Annotated in this window: 20 protein-coding genes; 11 read left to right on the forward strand and 9 right to left on the reverse strand. The window is 32.3% G+C overall.

What is annotated here, in order from left to right; all coding sequences use genetic code 11:
- Nucleotides 1-10: 10 nt before the first annotated feature.
- Nucleotides 11-1,249 carry an imidazolonepropionase gene (gene hutI, locus IWX84_RS04330; RefSeq protein ID WP_196849525.1) on the forward strand — a complete coding sequence of 413 codons (1,239 nt, stop codon included), beginning with the start codon at nt 11-13 and terminating at the stop codon, nt 1,247-1,249.
- A 56-nt stretch (nt 1,250-1,305) separates the two neighbouring features.
- On the opposite strand, the gene IWX84_RS04335 is transcribed toward hutI, so the two are convergent.
- Nucleotides 1,306-2,190 (reverse strand): hypothetical protein, encoded by an 885-nt coding sequence (locus IWX84_RS04335; protein ID WP_196849526.1) that lies wholly within the window; start codon nt 2,188-2,190, stop codon nt 1,306-1,308.
- A 91-nt stretch (nt 2,191-2,281) separates the two neighbouring features.
- On the opposite strand from IWX84_RS04335, the gene IWX84_RS04340 reads away from it, so the two are divergent.
- From IWX84_RS04340 to IWX84_RS04350, 3 genes are all read left to right on the forward strand, one after another.
- The gene (locus IWX84_RS04340) at nt 2,282-3,343 is read left to right on the forward strand and encodes a formimidoylglutamase (RefSeq protein WP_196849527.1); all 1,062 of its coding nucleotides are present in this window, start codon (nt 2,282-2,284) and stop codon (nt 3,341-3,343) included.
- Nucleotides 3,344-3,453: 110 nt separating this feature from the next.
- Nucleotides 3,454-4,707 (forward strand): DEAD/DEAH box helicase, encoded by a 1,254-nt coding sequence (locus IWX84_RS04345; protein ID WP_196849528.1) that lies wholly within the window; start codon nt 3,454-3,456, stop codon nt 4,705-4,707.
- Between the two features lie 173 nt (nt 4,708-4,880).
- A complete protein-coding gene (locus IWX84_RS04350; protein ID WP_196849529.1) occupies nt 4,881-5,348 on the forward strand; it encodes an Hsp20/alpha crystallin family protein in 468 nt (155 codons plus the stop codon).
- Nucleotides 5,349-5,493: 145 nt separating this feature from the next.
- On the opposite strand, the gene IWX84_RS04355 is transcribed toward IWX84_RS04350, so the two are convergent.
- From IWX84_RS04355 to aroC, 3 genes are all read right to left on the reverse strand, one after another.
- Nucleotides 5,494-7,686: a response regulator gene (locus IWX84_RS04355; protein ID WP_196849530.1), complete on the reverse strand. Its 2,193-nt coding sequence runs from the start codon at nt 7,684-7,686 to the stop codon at nt 5,494-5,496.
- A gap of 234 nt (nt 7,687-7,920) precedes the next feature.
- Nucleotides 7,921-9,207, reverse strand: a complete 1,287-nt coding sequence (locus IWX84_RS04360; protein WP_196849531.1) for a dicarboxylate/amino acid:cation symporter — start codon at nt 9,205-9,207, stop codon at nt 7,921-7,923.
- A 44-nt stretch (nt 9,208-9,251) separates the two neighbouring features.
- Entirely contained in the window at nt 9,252-10,316 is a 1,065-nt protein-coding gene (gene aroC, locus IWX84_RS04365) for a chorismate synthase (RefSeq protein WP_196849532.1), read from the reverse strand.
- Between the two features lie 194 nt (nt 10,317-10,510).
- On the opposite strand from aroC, the gene IWX84_RS04370 reads away from it, so the two are divergent.
- The 7 genes from IWX84_RS04370 (at nt 10,511) to IWX84_RS04400 (ending at nt 18,672) form a co-directional block, all read left to right on the forward strand.
- Nucleotides 10,511-11,335: a UDP-2,3-diacylglucosamine diphosphatase gene (locus tag IWX84_RS04370; RefSeq protein ID WP_196849533.1), complete on the forward strand. Its 825-nt coding sequence runs from the start codon at nt 10,511-10,513 to the stop codon at nt 11,333-11,335.
- Between the two features lie 131 nt (nt 11,336-11,466).
- Entirely contained in the window at nt 11,467-11,970 is a 504-nt protein-coding gene (locus IWX84_RS04375; protein ID WP_196849534.1) for a hypothetical protein, read from the forward strand.
- 161 nt (nt 11,971-12,131) lie between these two features.
- On the forward strand, nt 12,132-12,449 hold the full coding sequence (locus tag IWX84_RS04380; protein WP_196849535.1) for a hypothetical protein: 318 nt from the start codon (nt 12,132-12,134) through the stop codon (nt 12,447-12,449).
- Nucleotides 12,450-12,613: 164 nt separating this feature from the next.
- Nucleotides 12,614-13,111 carry a hypothetical protein gene (locus tag IWX84_RS04385; protein ID WP_196849536.1) on the forward strand — a complete coding sequence of 166 codons (498 nt, stop codon included), beginning with the start codon at nt 12,614-12,616 and terminating at the stop codon, nt 13,109-13,111.
- A gap of 460 nt (nt 13,112-13,571) precedes the next feature.
- Nucleotides 13,572-14,129, forward strand: coding sequence for a hypothetical protein (locus IWX84_RS04390; protein WP_196849537.1), 558 nt, complete (start codon nt 13,572-13,574; stop codon nt 14,127-14,129).
- A 167-nt stretch (nt 14,130-14,296) separates the two neighbouring features.
- A complete protein-coding gene (locus tag IWX84_RS04395; RefSeq protein WP_196849538.1) occupies nt 14,297-16,828 on the forward strand; it encodes a PIG-L family deacetylase in 2,532 nt (843 codons plus the stop codon).
- A gap of 122 nt (nt 16,829-16,950) precedes the next feature.
- Nucleotides 16,951-18,672 carry a sodium:solute symporter gene (locus IWX84_RS04400; RefSeq protein ID WP_196849539.1) on the forward strand — a complete coding sequence of 574 codons (1,722 nt, stop codon included), beginning with the start codon at nt 16,951-16,953 and terminating at the stop codon, nt 18,670-18,672.
- 102 nt (nt 18,673-18,774) lie between these two features.
- Here the strand turns inward: IWX84_RS04400 and IWX84_RS04405 are convergent, their stop codons facing one another.
- The 5 genes from IWX84_RS04405 to IWX84_RS04425 form a co-directional block, all read right to left on the reverse strand.
- Entirely contained in the window at nt 18,775-19,620 is an 846-nt protein-coding gene (locus IWX84_RS04405; RefSeq protein WP_196849540.1) for a DUF2911 domain-containing protein, read from the reverse strand.
- A gap of 51 nt (nt 19,621-19,671) precedes the next feature.
- Entirely contained in the window at nt 19,672-20,346 is a 675-nt protein-coding gene (locus IWX84_RS04410; RefSeq protein ID WP_196849541.1) for an HAD family hydrolase, read from the reverse strand.
- Nucleotides 20,347-20,430: 84 nt separating this feature from the next.
- Nucleotides 20,431-21,147, reverse strand: coding sequence for a ThiF family adenylyltransferase (locus IWX84_RS04415; protein WP_196849542.1), 717 nt, complete (start codon nt 21,145-21,147; stop codon nt 20,431-20,433).
- Nucleotides 21,148-21,206: 59 nt separating this feature from the next.
- A complete protein-coding gene (locus tag IWX84_RS04420; RefSeq protein ID WP_196849543.1) occupies nt 21,207-21,860 on the reverse strand; it encodes a TatD family hydrolase in 654 nt (217 codons plus the stop codon).
- Nucleotides 21,860-22,462, reverse strand: a complete 603-nt coding sequence (locus IWX84_RS04425) for a DUF1684 domain-containing protein (RefSeq protein WP_196849544.1) — start codon at nt 22,460-22,462, stop codon at nt 21,860-21,862. The genes IWX84_RS04420 and IWX84_RS04425 overlap by 1 nt, the downstream gene beginning before the upstream one ends.
- Between the last annotated feature and the right edge of the window lie 104 nt (nt 22,463-22,566).

Raw genomic sequence — 22,566 nt, forward strand, 5'->3', positions numbered from 1 at the left:
TTTATAAAAAATGACAACCTTAATCATCAATATCAAGGAATTACTTCAGGTTAGAGATTCTTCAATTTTGAAAGTATCCGGTGCTGAAATGGCAATTCTTCCAACAATTAAAAATGCCTATTTAGTAATTCAAAATGGGCTTATTTCTGATTTTGGTTCAATGAAAGATTTACCAAATGTCGATCCAGAAAAATGCATTGACGCAGACGGAAAAATGGTTTTACCTTCCTGGTGCGACAGCCACACTCATATTGTGTATGCAGGTAATCGGGAACAGGAATTTGTAGATCGAATAAATGGATTGACTTACGAGGAAATTGCCAATCGCGGCGGTGGTATATTAAATTCAGCCAAGAAATTGAACGAAACTACTGAAGACGAGATTTACGACCAGTCAAAAGCTCGATTGGAAGAAGTGATGCGTTTGGGAACGGGTGCAGTCGAAATCAAATCAGGATACGGATTGACAGTAGAAGGAGAATTAAAGATACTTCGGGTTATTCAAAAATTATCTCAAAATTATCCCATAACCATCAGAGCGACTTTTCTGGGCGCTCATGCTTTCCCATTAGAATTTAAAGAAAATCATAAAGGCTATATTGATTTAATCATTAATGAAATGCTTCCTGAAATTGCCAAAAACAAACTGGCTGATTACATTGATGCATTCTGCGAAACCAGTTACTTCACCGTCGAAGAAACAGAACAAATCATGGAAGCTGGAATTAGATTTGGTTTAAAACCAAAAATGCATGTCAATCAGTTCAATTCAATTGGAGGAATTCAGGCAGGAGTAAAATACAAGGCGCTTTCTGTAGATCATTTAGAAATTATGAATGCGGAAGATATTGAAGTCTTAAAAAATACTGAAACAATGCCTGTTGCTTTGCCTTCCTGCTCTTATTTCTTGAGTATTCCTTACACGCCTGCACGAGAAATGATTGCTGCAGGACTTCCATTGGCCATCGCAACCGATTATAACCCGGGATCTACGCCGTCGGGAAATATGAATTTTGTTGTGGCAACTGCTTGCATAAAAATGAAAATGACTCCCGAAGAAGCCATAAATGCTGCCACAATAAATGGCGCTTATGCGATGGGAATTTCACAAACACATGGGAGCATAACAGTGGGAAAAAAAGCAAATCTAATCATCACTAAACCTATACCCTCTTATTATCAATTGCCGTATGCTTTTGGAAGTAATCTAATCGATACTGTAATCATAGAAGGTGAAATTTTTACATAAAAAAAGAGGAACTTTAAAAGTTCCTCTTTTTTTTACGCAATTAATTACTTTAGAATTTATTTTAAATTAAAACTGGTTTTAGAAACCAATTGATCTTTATCAAATATATTTACAAAATAAGTTCCTTTTGGAAAATCTTTACCTCGCAAATTTTCTGTAACATCAACTGTTTTATTTTCATAATTAACATTAGATACAAAACTATAAGTCAAAGTGTTATCACCAAAAGTTTCTGTTTTCTTATCTCCCAAAACATTGTTTTTACTGTCAATTACTTGAACATAATACGATTTAGCTCCTGATTGTGCTACTTGATTTTCAGCAATGGTAAAACTAATTTTAAGAACATCTGCTCTACTGGCTTTATCTGTAGCAACCTCTTTTCCAGAACTTTTTAATTTAAAGGCTGAACCTCTCGTATTCAAAACAGTTAATTTGGCAGCTTTTTCTACTACTTTTGAAAGCTCTTGATTTTGTCCTGCTAAGGTTTCATTAGATTTTTTAGCTTCTCCAAGAACAACAACTGTACTATCACGTTGTGTCGTTAAAGTTGTATTCTGTTTTTTCAAACCTGCATTTTCAGCCATTAATACTTTCATATTAGATTGTAATGCAATAGCTTGAGTTCTGTATTTTGACAAAGAAGCTACATCTCCTTTTGATTTACTAAGATCATTCATTAAGTTTACTACTTTATCTCTTTCTTGAGTTAATTCATCAGACATAGAAGTATTTTCGGATATCGCAGCGTCATAAGTAGTTTTCAAATCTTGCAAATTTTTCATTACAGTCTCCTTTTCAGTTAAAGTAGACTTTAATTCTGTTTTTACAACTTCGGTATCGGATGTCATTTTAAATATATATACTAAACTTCCCACTAATAAAACTGCTAAAACTGCAACCACCGCTTTTAAACCTGAACTGCTTTTTTGATTTTCCATTTTTTATTTTTTATAATTAAATTGAAATATAATGACTTGATAACGTAAATTTACACAATTATATTATTTTTAACAATATTTTTTTTTAATAATGGAAAAGATTATCCCTTTTACAATCAATGATCTTGCTAAAATTACTAACCATAGAAGTGGTGAAATAAAATTTGGTGAGAAAATGATAATAGTGCCAAAAGAGACTGATACAGTAGAGTTTCTTAAAACTTCTGAGGCTAAATATGTATTATTTGGAATACCCGAAGATATTGGCATAAGAGCTAATTTTGGGAGACCAGGAGCCGCATCTGCTTGGGATAGTGCTATAAAAAGTATTGCAAATATTCAACACAACCGTTTTTGTAAAGGAAGTCAACTCATTGTTTTAGGACAATTAGATGTTAGTGAAGAAATGAAAGATGTGGAACATTTAGATTTTAACGACATTGACGACAGAGCCAAATTAAGTCAGTTAGTTGAAAAAATAGATAAAGATGTGTCTCATATAATTTTCAATATAGTAAAATCAGGAAAAACTCCTATAATTATTGGTGGAGGTCATAATAATTCTTACGGAAATATTAAAGGTTCGGCTTTAGCCAAGGGTAAACCTGTAAATGCGATAAATTTTGATGCTCATTCTGATTTTAGAATTTTAGAAGGAAGACACAGCGGCAATGGTTTTTCTTATGCCTATGAAGAAGGTTTTCTTAAAAAATATTTCATTTTTGGTTTACACGAAAACTATACTTCTAAAAGCGTTTTGGATATCATTAAAAAAATTGAAGATCGCGTGCGCTACAATACGTACGACAGTATTAATATTAGAAAAGAAAAGGAGTTCAATATGGAGATGGGACTAGCTTTGGAATTTGTAAATGATGATTTTTATGGAATCGAAATTGATTTGGATGCTATTCCTAATATTGCTTGCAGCGCAATGACTTTGAGTGGCTTCTCTGTTGAACAACTTCGTCAATTTGTTTCGTTTTTCGCAAAAAATAAAAACGCAACCTATTTACATATTTGCGAAGGCGCTCCAGATTTAGGAGAAGACAAAAACAATCATCTAATTGGAAAGCTTATAGGTTATCTTGTTACCGATTTTATTAAATCTAATACTAATAATAATCTTGCTTTGACAAGAACCATACTATAACGCTCCCAAAATTCCTATCCAAAATAGCATAAAAATAGGCATGAAGAATATTAATACTATCTTTGCAGCACTATCTATGTACTTAATACAAGATATTTAATACCTAAAATATGTTATTCGAAGATTTATCACTTTCAAAAAGTATACAAAAAGCCGTATTTGAACAAGGCTATTTAGAAGCAACTCCCATACAAGAACAAGCTATTCCAATCGTTTTATCGGGAAGAGATATGATCGGTTGCGCACAAACCGGTACTGGAAAAACTGCAGCTTTTGCTATTCCTATCATTCATCAATTGCACAGAATAGTGGGTTCGTCTAAAAAAGCAAGCCCAATACGCGCCCTAATTATTACACCAACAAGAGAATTAGCAGTTCAAATTGGACAAAATTTTGACCAATATGGAAAATATACCAACTTAGTCCAACTCACCATTTTTGGAGGAGTTTCTCAAATGCCACAAGTGGAGATGTTAAAAAAAGGAATTGATATCTTGATTGCAACTCCGGGACGTTTGCTAGATTTAGTAAAACAAGGTTTTATAGATTTAGATCACTTACACACTTTAGTTCTCGATGAAGCAGATCAAATGCTTGATATGGGATTTGTAAATGATGTCAAAAAAATTGTGAAATTGACACCAAATAATAGACAAACACTTTTATTCTCAGCAACAATGCCAATGGCCATAAGAGAATTGGCCGAAATGTTTTTAAAAGATCCTGCAACCGTAACCGTATCTCCTGTTTCGTCAACTGCCGAAAATGTGGAACAACGCGTTTATTTTGTTGAAAAAACAGAAAAAAGAAATTTACTTTATCATTTAATAAAAAATGAAAACTTATCGAATGTTTTGGTTTTTTCAAGAACCAAACATGGAGCAGACAATGTTGTAAAAGCATTACATAAACATGACATTGCAGCCGAAGCGATTCATGGAGATAAGTCTCAAAACGCAAGACAACGCGTTTTAGATGGTTTCAAAAATAAAGAAATCAATGTTTTAGTGGCTACCGATATTGCAGCTAGAGGAATTGATATTGACCAATTACCATTTGTAATTAATTTTGATTTGCCTAATATTCCTGAAACTTACGTGCATCGAATTGGTAGAACTGGTCGTGCCGGAAATGAAGGTATTGCAATTTCTTTTTGCAGTAAGGACGAGCATCAGTACTGGAAAGATATCCAAAAATTAATAAAAGTAGATGTAAAAATTGTAAACGATCATCCGTATGGCTGGCATTCAGGAAGTCCGGAAACAGCTCCTGCTGCAAAACAAAACAATTCTAATCGCAGTGGCGGAGCTCATAAATCAAGAAAATCCGATATTTCAAAACAAAATAAAAAACGTTGGTATTAATTGGTTCCACTTAGAAATTCAATTGTACTAAATCTTTTTTATCGTTTTTATTCAAATAAGTAATTCATCGATAACAAACTGTTTTTAAACGTTTTAACTGTTAAATTATAAATTGCGCTATAGATTTTAGTTAAATTTATATAACTTAATTAAACAATTTAAAACGTACTATTATGGGAAATTTAGTAAAAAGAAACAATTTTGTCGCATCAGTGGATCCTCTTTTTGATGATATTCTCACAAGAGATATTTTTGATTGGACAAACAAAAATTTTTCGGCTATCGGAAGTAATTTACCTTCGGTAAACTTAAAAGAAACAGATAATAAATTAGAAGTTGAATTGGCTGCTCCCGGATTGAAAAAGGAAGATTTCAAAATCGAAATTGACAACAATATGCTTATGATTTCTTCTGAGAAAGAAGAAGAAGAAGAAGAAGAAGAAGAAGAAGAAACCAGAAAAAAAGGTAATTATGTACGTAAAGAATTTAACTATCAATCTTTCTACAGATCTTTCTATTTGCCTGAATATTTAGATGAAAATAAAATTGAAGCGACTTATAAAGATGGAATTCTACATGTTGAGATAGCCAAAATAAACGGCTCCATGAAAAAAACGCATAAAACAATTGCAATCAAATAAATTAATGATTTATTTGATTTGAATAAATCAAAATCGTTAAATCATTGGCGATATTAAACTTTCCCTTTGATTTAGCGATTTTTATATTTTATAAAAATTTACACTGAAAATTTCAATTAATAATGATATTTAAAAGCTTTTCATTTCAAGTTTTAGCACCAAGATTAGTGATGCACTTGAATAATGTATTGGAGTCAAATGGTTTTACTATAATATCGTTTATTCCTGCAGAAATAGCTTCTTCAGCAATTTCTTCTTTATCAAAAGCTGTCAAAGCTACAATGGGTGTTTTTATTCCTGCACTTCGAATCCTTTTTGAAGTTTCAAACCCATTCATTAAAGGCATATTAATATCCATAAATATAATATCAAAATTTTCTTCTTCCAGTACTTTTATAGCCTGAAATCCATCATCGACTATGGAGCAGGAGTAATTATTTTTTTTGAGAATTTTTTCGGTTACAATTTGGTTAATCTTATTATCTTCAACAACCAGAACCTTCAAAAGTTTATTTAACGATAAATCAACTTGGATACTATTTATTATCTCTTTTGTTTTATTAGGGTCAGATTCAAATGCTATTGTAAATTTAAATTCGGTTCCTTTTCCTAAAGCACTTTCTAAAGAAATATCGCTTCCAAACAATTTCAACAACCTTTTTACAATAGATAGACCTAAGCCAGTTCCTTGATAATCATCCTCTTTCCTTCCTACTTGGACAAATTTTTCAAATATCTTTCCCTGATCTTCAATTGCAATACCTACTCCATTATCCTTTATCTTGAATTCAATAAAATGAAATTTATTAGTTACTTTTAATAAATTCACTTCAATAAATACTTCGCCATTTTTAGTAAATTTCAAAGCATTACCAACAAGATTTATTATTATTTGAGAAAGTCTCAGTTTATCACCGATTAAATTTTCTGGAATTGCAGGGTCAATATTTACATCAATACTATTATTATTATTTTTAGCCAGAAACGTAAGTGAATTTTTAATCATATTTATTTCGTCAGAAATATTGAAAGTCAAATTTTCAAGGATAATTCTGTTCTCCTCAATTTTATTAATTTGCAAAACATCATTGACTAATGACAGCAAATACCGAGCTGAAAACTTAAGAGAACTTAAATGTGGGCTGTTAGCCAATTCCTTGTGCTCATCTAAAAGCATATTTGTAATTCCTATAACGCCATATAAAGGAGTTCTCAATTCGTGACTAATGGTTGACACAAATTGTGATTTTAAAATTGATGCTTCTTCTGCTTTTTCTTTTGCGAAAATTAATTTTTCGTTCGTAGAAGAAAGCTCGGTGTTTATATTTTTCTTGAAAATATTGTTTTTATATAATGTAAAAAGAAACATTAATAATATCGTTAGTACAACAATAAACAATAGCATAATAATTTTTGACTTTCTTAAACTTTGCGTTTGTAAGTCTTTTTCATTTTCAATTTTTTCAATTTCTCTTTTATATTCATCTAACTGGAGGTTAATTCCAGCCCTATTTGCCTTTTCAATTCTTTCTTTATTGAAAAGATCAACTGTTATTTTATCATAAAGAACCAAGTTTTCATATGCTTTTTTATAGTTTCCTTTTTTAAACAAATACTTAGAATATTCTTGATGAGTGTAAGACAAATCTAATTTTTCTTTTCCTTCTTCTCCTAATTTGATTCCTTCTAAAAAAGAAGTAGTCGCTTTTTTATTGTCTTCTTTATATGCGTAATACATGCCATTGAGCATATTTAAAGCCACAATGGTCGATTGATTTCCAAATTTTTGATGATAAGTATTGATAAATTTCAAATAAGGATAACCCTCTTCATAAAAACCGATATCAAAAAAAGCCCAAGCAATATTGAGTTTTGTTAAAACAATCTTGCTAGTATCCGCTATTTTTGCGCAATTCGCTAATGAAGTTTTGTAATAGCTAATTCCTGTTTGAAACTGTTTTTTTTCGAAACAATATATATTGCCTAAATTATTATTTATTCCATATTTAATGGTGTCATTGTCGGTTTTGTTGACATAAGAAAGTCCCTTTTTATAAAAAAAAATAGCCTTATCAAATTCAGCTAATTCCTCAAAATTTGAACCGATAGTTTTATAACAGCATGCAATTAGATTGTTATCCTTGACTTTAATTGCCTCATGCAATGCAAGTCTGGCTGTTACTAATGATTTTTCAAAATTAGAATTACGCAAATAAGTAGATGCTTGTTTTGTTAATTTTAAGATTTCATTATTCGGTGTTGTTATAGGTAAAGAATAACAGTTAACATTAAAAAAAGTTAATGTTACAATTAACAAAAAAAATCTAATTTGGGACATATTTAGCTATTATTGAGTCAAATATACAATTTATTCATAAAAAAAATGAAGAATCTATCAATACATTCATAATTTTAATATTTGGTCATTCAAAAAGTAAAACACAGCAACTAATTGGCAATTCAACCTTCTTTTTACATGCTATATACTTTAATATAAAAACAAAAAACTACAACATAAAAAACCCATTTGATAAACAAATGGGTTAGATCACTATTACGGTAAAAGAATATTTTAGATAATTTCCGGTGTCACCATTTCATCTTCAGCTTCCGCTTCCCATTTCCCAACTACTGAAGTGGCTAATGCATTTCCTAAAACATTCGTTGCACTTCTAAACATATCACAAAAATGGTCTATTGGTAAAATTAATGCAATTCCTTCAATTGGAATTTTAAACATTCCGCAAGTCGCAGCTACAACTACTAAGCTAGCTCTAGGTACGCCTGCAATTCCTTTGCTGGTTAGCATTAAAACTAAAAGCATCGTCATTTGAGTTCCCAAATCTAAATGCACTCCATAAGCTTGAGCAATAAAAATACTGGCAAATGTCATGTACATCATGCTCCCATCTAAATTAAAAGAATAGCCCAATGGAAGCATAAAAGAAACGATTCTGTCTTTGACTCCAAAGCGTTCTAGCTCTTCCGTAAGCTTAGGAAAAACTGCTTCGCTACTTGTAGTTCCAAATGCAATAATTAATGGACTTACAATTCTTTTAAGCAAAACAGTCATTCTGCTTTTAAGAAAAATATATCCTACTAATATTAATACAACCCAAATTGATGAAATTCCAATTAAGAAAGAACCAAAGAATTTAAAATAAGTTATGGCTAATTCTTGGAAATCTCTTACTGCAAAGACACCTGCAATAGCACCGAAAACACCAATTGGAGCAAACTTCATTACGTAGTTTACCATTTTTAAAACGATATGAGATGTTTTATCTAATGCGTTGATAACTGGTTTTACATAACTTCCCAAAGACGCCGCTGCCAAACCAAAGAAAATAGAGAATATGACAATTTGTAAAATCTCATTAGTCGCCATCGCTTCAAAGATACTTTTAGGCACAATATGCTCAATGAAGTTTTCAAAGGAAATACTTTGTGTTTTTGCGGTCACTTCTGAAGCAGAAGCTAAATCAACATTTGGTAAATTAAGTCCAACTCCTGGTTCAAGCAGATTTACAAAAAACATACCTAATAACAAGGAAATGAATGAGGCCGTAAAAAACCAACCAAGGGCTTTCCCGCCTATTCGCCCTACTGCTTTGATATCACCTAATTTAGCAATTCCTACAACTAGCGTTGTAAATACTAATGGTGAAATTATCATTTGGACTAATCTAATAAAAACAGTAGCTAGCATTTTGATTTTGCTGCTAAAGGATAGCGCCGCTTCTTGCGAAATAGAATTATGAATAATAATCCCTAAAAGAGCTCCAAATACCATTGCAATAAGTATTTGAGTCGTTAGGTTTGAAAAAATTGATGCTTTCTTGGTTTCGGTTGTATTCATTTAATTGGTTATCTGTTATCTAAAATTGGTTATTATGAAATTGATTATTTGAAATACGTTTTATTAATTAAATAAAAATCAGCAAGGACTATTGCAGCCATTGCTTCAACAATAGGAACTGCACGAGGAACAACACAAGGATCATGTCGTCCTTTTCCTGTCATTTCAGTTATGTTTCCTTGATTATCTAACGTTTCTTGTTTTTGCATAATGGTCGCAACAGGTTTAAATGCAACTCGGAAATATATATCCATTCCGTTGCTAATTCCACCTTGAATTCCCCCAGAGAGATTAGTTTTTGTAGTTCCGTCAGGATTGTATAAATCGTTGTGCTCGCTACCTTTCATTTTTGCCCCACAAAAACCACTTCCAAACTCAAATCCTTTCACTGCATTTATAGAAAGCATGGCTTTACCTAATTCAGCATGAAGTTTATCAAAAACAGGTTCCCCTAAACCAATAGGCACATTTTGAATTACACAGGTTACAGTTCCACCTACCGTATCGCCTTGTTTTCTGATGTCGCGAATATAATCTTCCATTGCACTTGCCATTACTTCATCCGGACAACGAACAGGATTATTCTCCGTTTTCGAAAAATCTAATTCCTGGTACGGTTTTTCTAAAAATAGCGGTCCAACAGAAGAAACGTAAGCATTGATTTTTATTTCAGATAACATTTGTTTTGCAACTGCTCCTGCTACTACTCTACTGGCAGTTTCACGGGCAGAACTTCGACCACCACCACGATAATCGCGAACGCCATATTTTTTTTCGTAGACATAATCGGCATGACTTGGTCTATAATTATCTTTTATATGAGAGTAATCATCGGATTTTTGATTGGTGTTTGGTATAATAAAACCAATGGGAGTTCCAGTTGTTTTCCCTTCAAAAATTCCGGATAGAAACTGTACATCGTCCGGTTCTTTTCTTTGAGTCACAATTGCCGATTGACCTGGTTTCCTTCTCGACATTTCGAATTGAATTGCATCAAGATCTAATGTGATTCCAGAAGGGCAACCATCTATAATTCCGCCTAAAGCTTCTCCATGCGATTCTCCAAAAGTGGTTAATCTGAATAGTGTACCGTAGCTATTTCCCGCCATTATAATAAGTTTTGAACAAATGTATGATTTTAGTTTAGAGTTCAAAACTTTATCCTGCGATTTCGGGATAAAGTTTTATGAAACATTTAAGGATTATTGACTGTAAATTAATCTTGTGCTAGATTTCTTAACCTTTACTTTCATTTCAATTAATACAAATGCAATTAATTTGTTAAACTTCAAAATAGAGAAAATTGAAAAAAAGAAAAGTTGAACTGGTTGTAATTTCAGATGTACATCTTGGAACTTATGGAAGTCATGCTAAGGAACTATATAATTATTTATCTTCCATAAAACCTAAAATTTTAGTGCTAAACGGTGACATTATAGACATCTGGCAATTCAGAAAATCTTATTTCCCGAAAACACATTTGAAAATTATCCAAAAAATTATTAGTATTGCCTCCAAAGGAACAAAGGTCTATTACATTACAGGAAACCATGATGAAATGCTGCGAAAATTTAGTGATATGAATATGGGAAATTTCACCTTGGCAGATAAATTAATATTAGATTTAGATGATAAAAAAGCTTGGATTTTTCATGGCGATGTTTTTGACACTTCGGTACAACACTCTAAATGGATTGCGAAATTAGGTGGATTGGGATATGATTACCTAATACTTTTGAACCGCTTTGTCAATTGGTTCTTGCTGAAATTAGGAAAAGAACCCTATTCTTTTTCTAAAAAAATAAAGGCAAGTGTAAAAAAAGCAGTCAAACATATTTCTGATTTCGAAAAAACAGCAACTGATTTGGCTATTGAAAAAAAATATGATTATGTTATTTGCGGTCATATTCATGAACCCAAAATGATTCAAAAAGAAAATAAAAATGGATCTACCTTATATTTAAATTCAGGGGATTGGGTAGAAAATTTGACAGCGTTAGAATACAACAAAAAAAGATGGAAGTTATATCGCTACTCTGAAGCCAACTATCCTGTAGAAGAGAACCTTTTTGAAATGGAGGATGTTTTGAGCAACCAATTGATTGCATCAATAATTTCATCTAGATAAAAATTTTAAATTGTATCGCGTTATTAAAAACTTAAAGATTTCAAAAGGTGTGAATTTTATAAAATTTAATTAAAATTTTACAAGTAATATTGTTTGCTTTAACAATACCTTTGTAGGACAAAAATTTACTTATGAAAAAAATTATTTTATCAGCGATTATGCTAATTGGATTAGCATTTACTGCTCAAGCTCAAGACATTTCTAAAAATGCATTAGGTCTACGTTTAGGTGGAAATAATGGTTTTGGTGGCGAGCTTTCTTACCAAAGAGGATTGTCTAAAAACAATAGACTTGAATTAGATTTAGGTTGGAGAAACAGAAATGACTACAACAACAACGGATATGATGACAATGCTATCAAATTAGCAGCTTTATACCAATGGGTTTGGAACATTGATGGAGGTTTCAACTGGTACGCAGGTGTTGGTGGAGGTTTAGGTAGCTATAGTTATGACAATAACAATACTCATTACAACGATACTTTCGCATTTGCAGCTGGAGATATAGGTATTGAATATAATTTTGACATTCCATTATTGATTTCTTTGGATTTCAGACCTGAATTTGGTGGTAATGGTTACTATAAAAACAATTACGGTTCTGATGTAGCTTTGGGTTTAAGATACCAATTCTAATATTTAGAATATTTCTAAAAAAAGAGGCTGATCACTATGATCAGCCTCTTTTTTTTATGCTGTAAATTATATAAATCTCGGCTGCAATTATATAATTATAAATTATTATCTAAATTATACATTTACCGTAATAATAACTTTAAACAAAAAAAACAAACAAGATGAAGAAATTAATAGTCTATTTAATGATGATGGTATTGTCATTAAGCGCTTTAGCTACTCCAATGATTGCAGCTGAAAAAACACCAACTACAATAGCAAACAATACTAAAGAAGTACCTGCTGAAGTAAAGATTATGCTTTCCCGATTAGATGAAATAAAAGCAATGGATAAATCTTCTTTGAAATCTTCTGAGAAAAAAGCGCTTCGTAAAGAAGTTCGCGCCATTAAATCTGAGTTAAGATCTACAGGAAACGGTGTATATTTTTCTGTTGGAGCAATAATTATCATAATCCTTTTATTGATTCTTTTATTGTAATCAATTTTTAAATTTAAATGAAAGAGAAGCTTATAAACTTCTCTTTTTTTTCGAAACTAAACCTAATAAAATGTTAATTGATCCATTTGGCACAATTTTGGTTTAATATAAAAACATTGATGATTAGGTTACAATAAAATTATTACTAATTAAATATTTGAAAAATGAAAACATTAAAACTACTCGCCTTAGGAATAATCCTTTTTGCCTCAAGCACAATTCATGCACAAGTTTCAGTAAATGTAAATATTGGTACTCCACCAGCGTGGGGTCCTTCAGGCTATTCTAACGTAGACTATTATTATTTACCTGATGTTGAAGCATACTATGACATTAGAGCTACACAATTTATTTATTTCAATGGAGGAAGATGGACACGAGCTAGATACTTACCAGGACCGTATAGAAATTACAACTTGTATAATGGATATAAAGTAGTGTTGAATGATTACCATGGATCGAGACCATATACTAACTTTAAAAATCATAAAGTGAAATATTACAAAGGTTATCATGGTAAAGCACAGAAATCAATAGGTTCGTATCGTAACAATGACCATAGAGAATACGAAAATCATGGTTATAAAGAAGACAAAGGCTATAAAGGAGAAAAAGGCCATAAAGAAGGAAAAGAACATAAAGAAGGTAAAGGAAAACATTAATTCCTAATTAATTGAAGTAAAAAGAGAACCCAGCGCGGGTTCTCTTTTTTTTTTAGAAATCATTTATAAAAGTTAATCTATTGCACTTTGTTTCTAATTTCTTCAAGTGAATTGAAAAAAGGATTCTTTAAAACTACCCACTTATCTATTCGCGCATTAAATAAAATTTAATCAAGATTGTAACGGTAAATTATATAATTCTCAACTACAATTTTATAATTGCAAATTAAGCTTTAGGCCATACTTTTACTGTGATAAAGTCGGTAAACAAGGTAAAAAAAAATAAAAGTTTATTTCATGATGATCGCGCAGTCATTAGGGACCTATCAAATTATTTTTTTCAAAAACAATATTCAACAAATATGTTAAGTAAAATTTATTGGCACAGTTGTTGGATTTACATAAAAATTACTGACATAAAAAGTTAGTATAAAATTATTATTAATTAAATATTCGGAAAATGAAAACTTTAAAACTACTCGCCTTAGGAATAATCCTTTTTGCCTCAAGCACAATTCATGCACAAGTTTCAGTAAGTGTAAACATAGGAACGGCGCCATCGTGGGGTCCACAGGGTTATTCTGATGTTGACTACTATTATTTACCTGATGTTGAAGCCTACTACGACATCAGAGCTACACAATTTATTTATTTCAATGGAGGAAGATGGACAAGATCTAGATATTTGCCAGGACAATATAGAAATTATGATTTGTATAACGGATACAAAGTGGTATTGAACGACTATCATGGTTCAAGACCTTATAGCAATTACAGAAATGATAGAGTTAGATATTACAAAGGTTATCATGGAAGACCACAAAGATCTATAGGTGCATACCGCAATAATGACCGTAGAGAATACGAAAATCGTGGTGGCAATGGTAACAGAGGTTACGATCGTGGTAATGAAGGTCATGGTAACAAAGGTCACGGAAACGAAGGACGTGGAAACAATGGTCATGGAAATGAAGGACATGGTAACAATGGAAATGGTCGCGGACATGGTCGTGGCTAATTAGATTTTTCATTAAGAAAATTAAAAAAAAGAGAGAGAACCAATTTAGGTTGTCTCTCTTTTTTTGTGTTATCAAGTTTTTATTTTTTCGAAAGAAAATCAAAAACATTTTATAAAAAATTATTTAATTCCTACATTTGGAGTTGTTGCAAATTAAATTCAAAAAAATGCAAAATAAATATATTCTACCTTTAATACTTTTCCTTTTTTGTTTTCAAATAACAAAAGCGCAGCAACCCCAAAAATTAAATTCGGTTGAAATTTGTAATCAAATTCAAAAACTTAATTTTTTAGGATCTGTTCTTTATATAGCTGCGCACCCTGATGATGAAAATACTCGGTTGATTTCTTATTTATCAAATGAAAAAAAAGCAAGAACTGGTTATTTATCTTTAACTCGCGGTGACGGTGGCCAGAATTTAATAGGACCTCAATTACGTGAATTATTAGGAGTAATAAGAACTCAAGAACTTCTTGAAGCTAGAAAAATTGATGGTGGTGAGCAGTTTTTCTCGCGTGCTAATGATTTTGGATTTTCAAAAAATCCGCAAGAAACATTAGAAATTTGGGATAAAAATAAAGTCTTGGCAGATGTAGTTTGGGCAATTAGAAAATTTCAACCCGATGTAATTATCAATCGTTTCGACCATCGTTCATCAGGAACAACACATGGGCATCATACCGCTTCGGCCATGTTGAGTGTAGAAAGTTTTAAACTCGCAAATGATCCAACAGTTTTTCCAGAGCAATTAAAATTAGTCCAACCATGGCAGCCTAAGCGCCAGTTTTTTAATACTTCGTGGTGGTTTTATGGAAGTAAAGAAAAATTTGATGCAGCAGATAAATCTAATTTAATCGACATACAAACTGGAGTTTATTTTCCATCGACTGGAAAATCAAATCAGGAAATTGCAGCATTAAGTAGAAGTCGTCACCAATCACAAGGCTTTGGAAGCACTGGAAGTCGTGGGGAAGACACCGAATACTTAGAGTTTATAAATGGTGAACAATTACAAAACAAAGGTTCCATTTTTGAAGGAATTGATACGAGTTGGAACCGAGTAAAAGGCGGAAAACCTATTGGTGAATTATTGACAACTATTGCGACTCAATTTGATTATCACAATCCTTCAGCCAGCATTCCAAATTTGGCGAAAGCCTATTCAATGGTACAATCGCTGGAGGATAATCATTGGAAAACGATAAAATCTTCCGCCATAAAAGAAATCATTGCAGCCTGTTCCGGATTATATCTTGAAGCTGTCGCGCAAAACCAGGAAGCTACTCCGGGAAGAATTGTAAAACTAAAACTGGAAGCCATAAATAGAAGTGAAACAATCATGCAATTAAGTAGTATAACCACTTTGCCGGAGCAAAAAAATGCGCCGCAAAATAAAATACTAGCTAATAATGTTTCAAATACCATAAATCTCGATTTACAATTGCCAACAACTATTGACTATACGCAACCCTATTGGTTAAAAGACAAGGGAACAGTAGGAATGTATAGCGTCGAAAATCAAAAAAATATTGGGATTCCAGACATTATTCGGGAAGTAAAAGTGGTATTTAACCTGTTAATCAACAACATCGAAATTCCATTTGAACGAACTGTTATTTACAAATATAACGATGGTGTAAAGGGTGAAATGTATAATTATTTAGATATTGTTCCTGAAGTAACCACAAGTATTCTTGATAAAGTTTCCCTTTTTAAAAACGGAAAAAATAAAGAAATAGCAGTAAAAATAAAATCTGGAAAAGATGGGATCAAAGGAGATTTAAAATTGGAACTACCAAATAATTGGAACGTTTTACCTAAATCAATTCCATTTAACTTAGAAAAGAAAGGGACAGAACAAATCGTTTATTTTCAAGTTACACCTCCGGATCAAAATGATGAAGCTGTAGCCAAAAGCATTGCGTTTATTGATAATAGACCATATGATAAAGACCAAATAATTATCGATTACAACCACATAACCAAACAACAAGTATTGAAACCTGCGGAGGCAAAATTTATCAAATTAGATTTGAAAACTAATGATGAAAGAATTGGTTACATTATGGGCGCCGGAGACGAAGTTCTTAAAAGTCTGTCTCAAATGGGATATAAAGTAACGCTACTTAAACCGGAGGAAATAACTCCTGGAAAATTAGCCAATTTTGATGTTGTAATTACAGGAATACGAGCTTACAATACCGTAAAAGAATTAGCCAATAAACAAGCGATACTTTTTGATTTTGTACAAGAAGGAAAAACAATGCTGGTGCAATACAACACTCCTGAAGAGGCAGTTTCTGCAAATATTGCTCCTTTTCCAATGAAAATTTCAAATGATCGTGTAACTGAAGAAAATGCCGAAGTTCGTTTCTTAGCACCAAATCATGCCGTTTTGAACAATCCAAATAAAATTACAGTTAAGGATTTTGAAGGCTGGCAACAGGAACAAGGCTTGTATTATGCAAATAACTTTGACCCAGCCTTCACTCCTATTTTATCATCAAATGACAAAGGTGAAACTCCAAAAAACGGGGCTTTACTAGTTGCTCCGTACGGAAAAGGATACTATATTTATACCGGCTTGAGTTTTTTTAGAGAATTACCGGAAGGAGTTCCAGGTGCTTTTAGATTATTATCAAATATAATTTCTTTAAAAGCTCCAGTAAAAATTCCTGCACAAAAATTTAAGCCATAACACATTAAAAAATGGAAAAGAAAAAATTAAAGACTTGGAAAAAAAGCTATAGTTGGGTCCTTGCAGTCAATGCGATCTATATTTTAATTTTTTACCTAATAATGCAATTATACTCTTAACTTATGCAACTATTTGATTGGATTGTACTTATTGTCACCTTATTATTTATTGTTATTTATGGTGCTTGGAAAACCAAAGGCAGCAAAAATGTAGAAGACTTTATTCTTGGCGGTAATGAAACGCCTTGGCATATTGTTGGTCTTTCGGTTATGGCAACTCAAGCCAGCGCGATCACTTTTCTATCTACACCGGGGCAGGCTTATCACGACGGAATGGGATTTGTACAATTCTATTTTGGACTACCAATTGCCATGGTAGTTATTTGCGTCACTTTTATCCCAATATATCATAAATACAAAGTATATACAGCGTACGAATATCTCGAGAAAAGATTTGATCTTAAAACGCGTTCCCTTGCGGCCTTACTTTTTCTATTTCAAAGGGGACTAGGAACAGGTCTTACCATTTATGCGCCGGCCATTATATTGTCTGCGTTGCTAGGCTGGAATCTCACTATTATGAATATTATTATTGGTGTTTTGGTAATTATTTATACTTTTTCGGGAGGAACAAAAGCGGTAAACGTGACTCAGAAACAGCAAATGTTTGTGATTATGTCGGGGATGTTTATTACCTTCTTTCTGATTTTACATTATTTACCAAATGATATGACTTTCACTAGTGCTTTGCATATCGCTGGAGCAAATGACAAAATGAATATCGTAAATTTCTCGTTTGATCCTGAGGAAAAATATACTTTTTGGAGTGGTATTACGGGAGGATTTTTCCTTGCTTTGGCTTATTTTGGTACAGACCAATCTCAGGTTGGACGTTATTTATCAGGGAAATCTGTTCGAGAAAGTCAGATGGGATTGATTATGAACGGTCTATTGAAAGTTCCTATGCAGTTCTTTATTTTACTTACCGGTGTGATGGTTTTTGTCTTTTTCCAATTCAATCCAGTTCCGTTAAATTTTAATCCGAACAATAAAATAATAGTTGAAAAATCGGCATACAAAGGTGAATATCATTCTTTAGAAAAGAAACTAGACGATTTATCAGAAGATAAAAAAGTGATTAATCTCTTGTACATTGATCAGTTGAATCAAGATTATGACAATCCAATCCTTCGAAAAGAATTAGTTACTTTATCTAATAAGGAGAAAGATTTAAGAGATCGAGCAAAAGAAATTATTCTGAAAGCCGATAGCGGAAGTGAAACTAACGATAAAGACTATGTCTTTTTCCACTTCATTTTGCATTATTTACCCAAAGGACTTATCGGTTTATTATTGGCTGTAATTATTTCTGCAGCTATGTCTTCAACTGCTTCCGGACTGAATGCCTTGGCATCGACCACTGCAATTGATATCTACAAGCGTAATTTGAAAGAAGAAAAATCAGAAAAACATTATCTGAATGCCACAAAGTTTTTTACATTAATGTGGGGGGTAATTGCCATCCTTTTTGCTTGCATAGGAACCTTATTTGAAAATTTAATCCAATTGGTAAATATCATCGGATCTATATTTTACGGAACGGTTCTCGGTATTTTTCTTGTCGGATTTTATATTAAACAAGTCAAATCTAAAGCTATTTTTTACAGCGCGGTTGTAACGCAAATCACCATTTTTATAATCTATTATTTTGCCATCTATATTTACCCAAGCGGAGAAGAAAAACTGGGTTATTTGTGGCTAAATTTCATTGGAGCAATGTTAACGATTATAATTTCTTTAGTTTTACAATGGACTATTTTTAGGAAAGAAAAATCATTAGCCTAACATTTTAAATTCAATATTAGCACGAATAGTTTTCATTATTAATTATAAAAAAATCCCGTTTGCTTAGGCGAACGGGATTTAAGATTAAAAAAAAACAAAGTATTAATTCTTACTCCACTCTGCAATACTTTCCTTATTCATCTTTACATAATCTTGGTTTTTAGCTTTTTCAGCTGCAGCCATAGATATTTTTGCCGTTTCAATAGCACCTTTTTTATCACCAAGTTTTGCTTGTATCAATGATTTTAAACGGTAGTAAAAAAATGGTTTATCCTTATTCATTTCTAAAGCTTTATTTACATAAACTAATGACTTAGCGTTATCTCCATTAGACTGCAATAAAAATTGCGCTGCAGAAAAATAATCACCGGCAGCTGGTCCAGCCAAAGCTTTTTCAATACTTGCCATTGCTGTTTTTTGAGTAGGAACTTCAAACTTTAAAGCAACATAAGAACTCTCCCAATACATTTCTAAATAGGCAAAATTATTATCTAAACCGCTTATCCCGATAGTAAAAGTTTCAACTGGTTTTGGCAAAGTTTCTTCCTTCACCGTGGTTCTTAATACTACGTTAGCTTCGTTCCATTCTTCAGGATTTCCCCAGTTATCTGTAGTTGAATAAAATATGATATCCCAGCTTTCAATTTTAGGAACAGTATACATAGAGTATTTTCCTTTTTTTAAAGTTTTTCCATCAATAACTACATCATCACTAAATGATATTGTTGTGTTTTCATTAGCTCCCGTTCTCCACACTTTTTCAAAAGGGATTAAATTACCAAAAACGGCTCTTCCTCTAGCACTTGGTCTGGAATAATTAATTTCAACTTGGGTTAAACCAACCGTTTGAATAATAGCGGCTTTTGGACTGGCTTGAGGCGTTTTCACTTGTGCCTCAATGGTGAAATTTGCAATAATGATAGCAAATGCAATTAAGATGTTTTTCATAGTATCTGTTTTTATGTTTCCCAAATTTACAAATTCAGGTATTCTTAAATGTTAAATATTCCTTAATTTGGAGTCAATATTATTCACTTCATCCAAACCCAATTCATTGAAATGATTAATTACTACATCCGCTTCCGATAAATCTTGGTCTTTTGAATGAATGCTATTGTAACCCACACAGAAAATTCCAGCAGCTTTAGCAGCTTTCACTCCATTAGTACTGTCTTCAATTACAATACAATTTTCTTTTGGAGCAATCGATAAACTAGCTGCGTGTTCAAAAATGGCAGGATGCGGTTTTGATTTAGGAAAATCTTCTCCACTCACGACATGAGTAAAATATTGATGCAGTTTAAAACGACGAAAAACACGCTCAATAGTAACTTTTGAAGCAGAGGAAGCCAATATCAATTGCATTCCGTTTTCGTGTAATCCTTTGATTAAGTTTTCAACGCCTTCCAGCAATTCTAAATCTTCTTTACTATCAAAAGCATCATTAAATATGTTCCTTTTTCTTTGAATTAAATCCTCAACATTATGATTCAATTGAAAAGCTTCCTTCAAAGTCTGGAATGTATTTCTAGTTGAAAACCCTGTAAATGAGGTATACATTTCTTCCGTAACAGCAATATTCAATTCATCAAATTGTTTAAAATAAGCATAACGGTGTACGGGCTCTGTGTCGACAATTACGCCGTCCATATCAAAAATTACTGTTTGTATCATTTTTTTAGGTTAGAAGTTTGGGGTTAGAGGTTAGATGTTTGATTATCAGAATACTGAGACTGAGACTGAGACTGAGACTAAAAACTACTCCTTTTTAAGCAAATAACGAATCACAGTTTCCGCAGCATATAAACCAAATAATCCTGGCATATAACTATTTGTCCCGTAGAATGATTTTTTAAAATTAGAACCATCCGTCATTTTCAGACTTGATTCATCCTGAATTTCAGAAGAAAAAACGACTTTCAATTTATCAATTTTAAATTCTTTCAAACGTCTTCTGATTGTTTTTGCAAAAAAACAATTGACGGTATTCGTAATATCGGTCACTTTTACTTTGGAAGCTTCCATCTTTCCGCCAGCACCCATGCTGCTTATAATTTTCACTCTTTTTCGCTTTGCGGCGATAATCAAATTCAATTTTGGGGTTACACTGTCGATACAATCCAATACATAATCAAATTCCTCCGAAACAATCTCGAAAGCACGCTCTGGCGAAAGAAATTCTTGTACGCGGGTCAGTTTCAATTCCGGATTGATATCCATTAATCGGTCACCAACTACAGTAACTTTGGGTTGCCCCACAGAAGAATGTAAAGCTGGTAATTGTCTGTTTATATTGGTAATATCAACTACATCTCCATCTACAATGGTCATTTTCCCCACTCCTGCTCTAGCCAAAAATTCGGCTGCAAAAGAACCCACACCACCAAGTCCTACGACTAATACATTTGCATTCTGCAATTTATTTAAACCTTCTTTTTTAAATAAAAGTTCGGCTCTTTCTGTCCACTCTGCCATTATTTTTTTTTGTTTAAAGTTTAATGTTTAAAGTTCTAAAACTTCATCCGTAACTATGTTTAAATTCTATTCTTGAATACTTCCATAAAATTACTATTCACCTGTTTTTGAATTTCTTCAACCGAAATTCCTTTATATTTTGCTGCCAAAGCATAAACAGCATCAATCCCTTCTTCAACTGTATCGGTTTCCAAGAAAAATCGATTATTCGGCATATTTTTAAAAACCAATTCCAACTCCGGATTTAACAATAAATATTTACCAAAAGAAATATAAAATCCATTGTCCAATAACTGTTTCGCTAACTGTTCGCTTTTGGAAAATCCATGAATTAGTACTGGAACCGTAATATTCAATTTTTTCGTAATTTCAATCAATTCCTGAAAAGCGGCAACACAATGAATCACAACTGGTTTTTGATATTTCTGTGCCAAAAGCAATTGTTTTTCGAAAACCATCTGCTGCAATTCCATTGGGATTTCAATACGTTTATCCAGTCCGCATTCACCAACCGCAAGACAATTTGCCTCTTGTAATTTGCTTTCAATAATCTCTAAATCAGCTTCAATTCTATCTTCAACAATAAACCAAGGATGAATTCCAATAGAATAACAGGGAATCGTACCATCAAATTCCTGTGGATATTGATTGACTAATTCCAACACATTGGGCTGATTCGTGAATTTATGGGTATGTAAATTAAAGAATTCCATTAATCATGAAACTTTTTGACTCCTGCTCTTATTTCGATATTCAAATCGTTTTCCAAGGGTACTTTTGGGCAAGAATATTTATGACTGTAAGCACAATATGGATTGTACGATGTATTAAAATCGATGACAATCGTTTTACCTTTAGGCACTTTCATATCAATATATTTTCCGCCAATGTAGCTTTCATTTCCGCAAGTCAAATCTGAAAACGGTAAAAACAAATAGTCTTTGTATTCTTTCTTTTTAGAAAGTTCAATATTCTTGTAAATATTCAGTTTAAATTCTTTTCCATCTAAAACAAAATAAGCTTCACCGTATTTCACATACATTGGCTTTCTTTCCCCAGTGGTTTTCATTTCAAACGGCTTTTCATTAACTGTTCTCACGAATTTTGCTACGACAAAAAACTTTTCATTTATGGGATAAAAATCTAACGTTTTGAATACAGCTAAATCTTCTGAATTCAAAGGACTTGTCTTTGCATCAGAATACTCAGAGTTTATAACTTCTTGAAATTTGGTTACAGATGCCGCATCAAATTTTTCTTGGCCAAAGCCAAAATTCAATTGAACCAAAAGAAACAAAGTAAATAGTGTTCTCATATTAATATCTTTTTGACTTTCTTCTTTAATAATATTGGATTATTTTTTTTCATTAAAAATAAAGTAATTCCTGTTGAACCATTAAGCAATTAAGGTTCACTAAG

The sequence above is a fragment of the Flavobacterium sp. CG_9.10 genome (genome assembly GCF_015752245.1).
Classification (GTDB): domain Bacteria; phylum Bacteroidota; class Bacteroidia; order Flavobacteriales; family Flavobacteriaceae; genus Flavobacterium.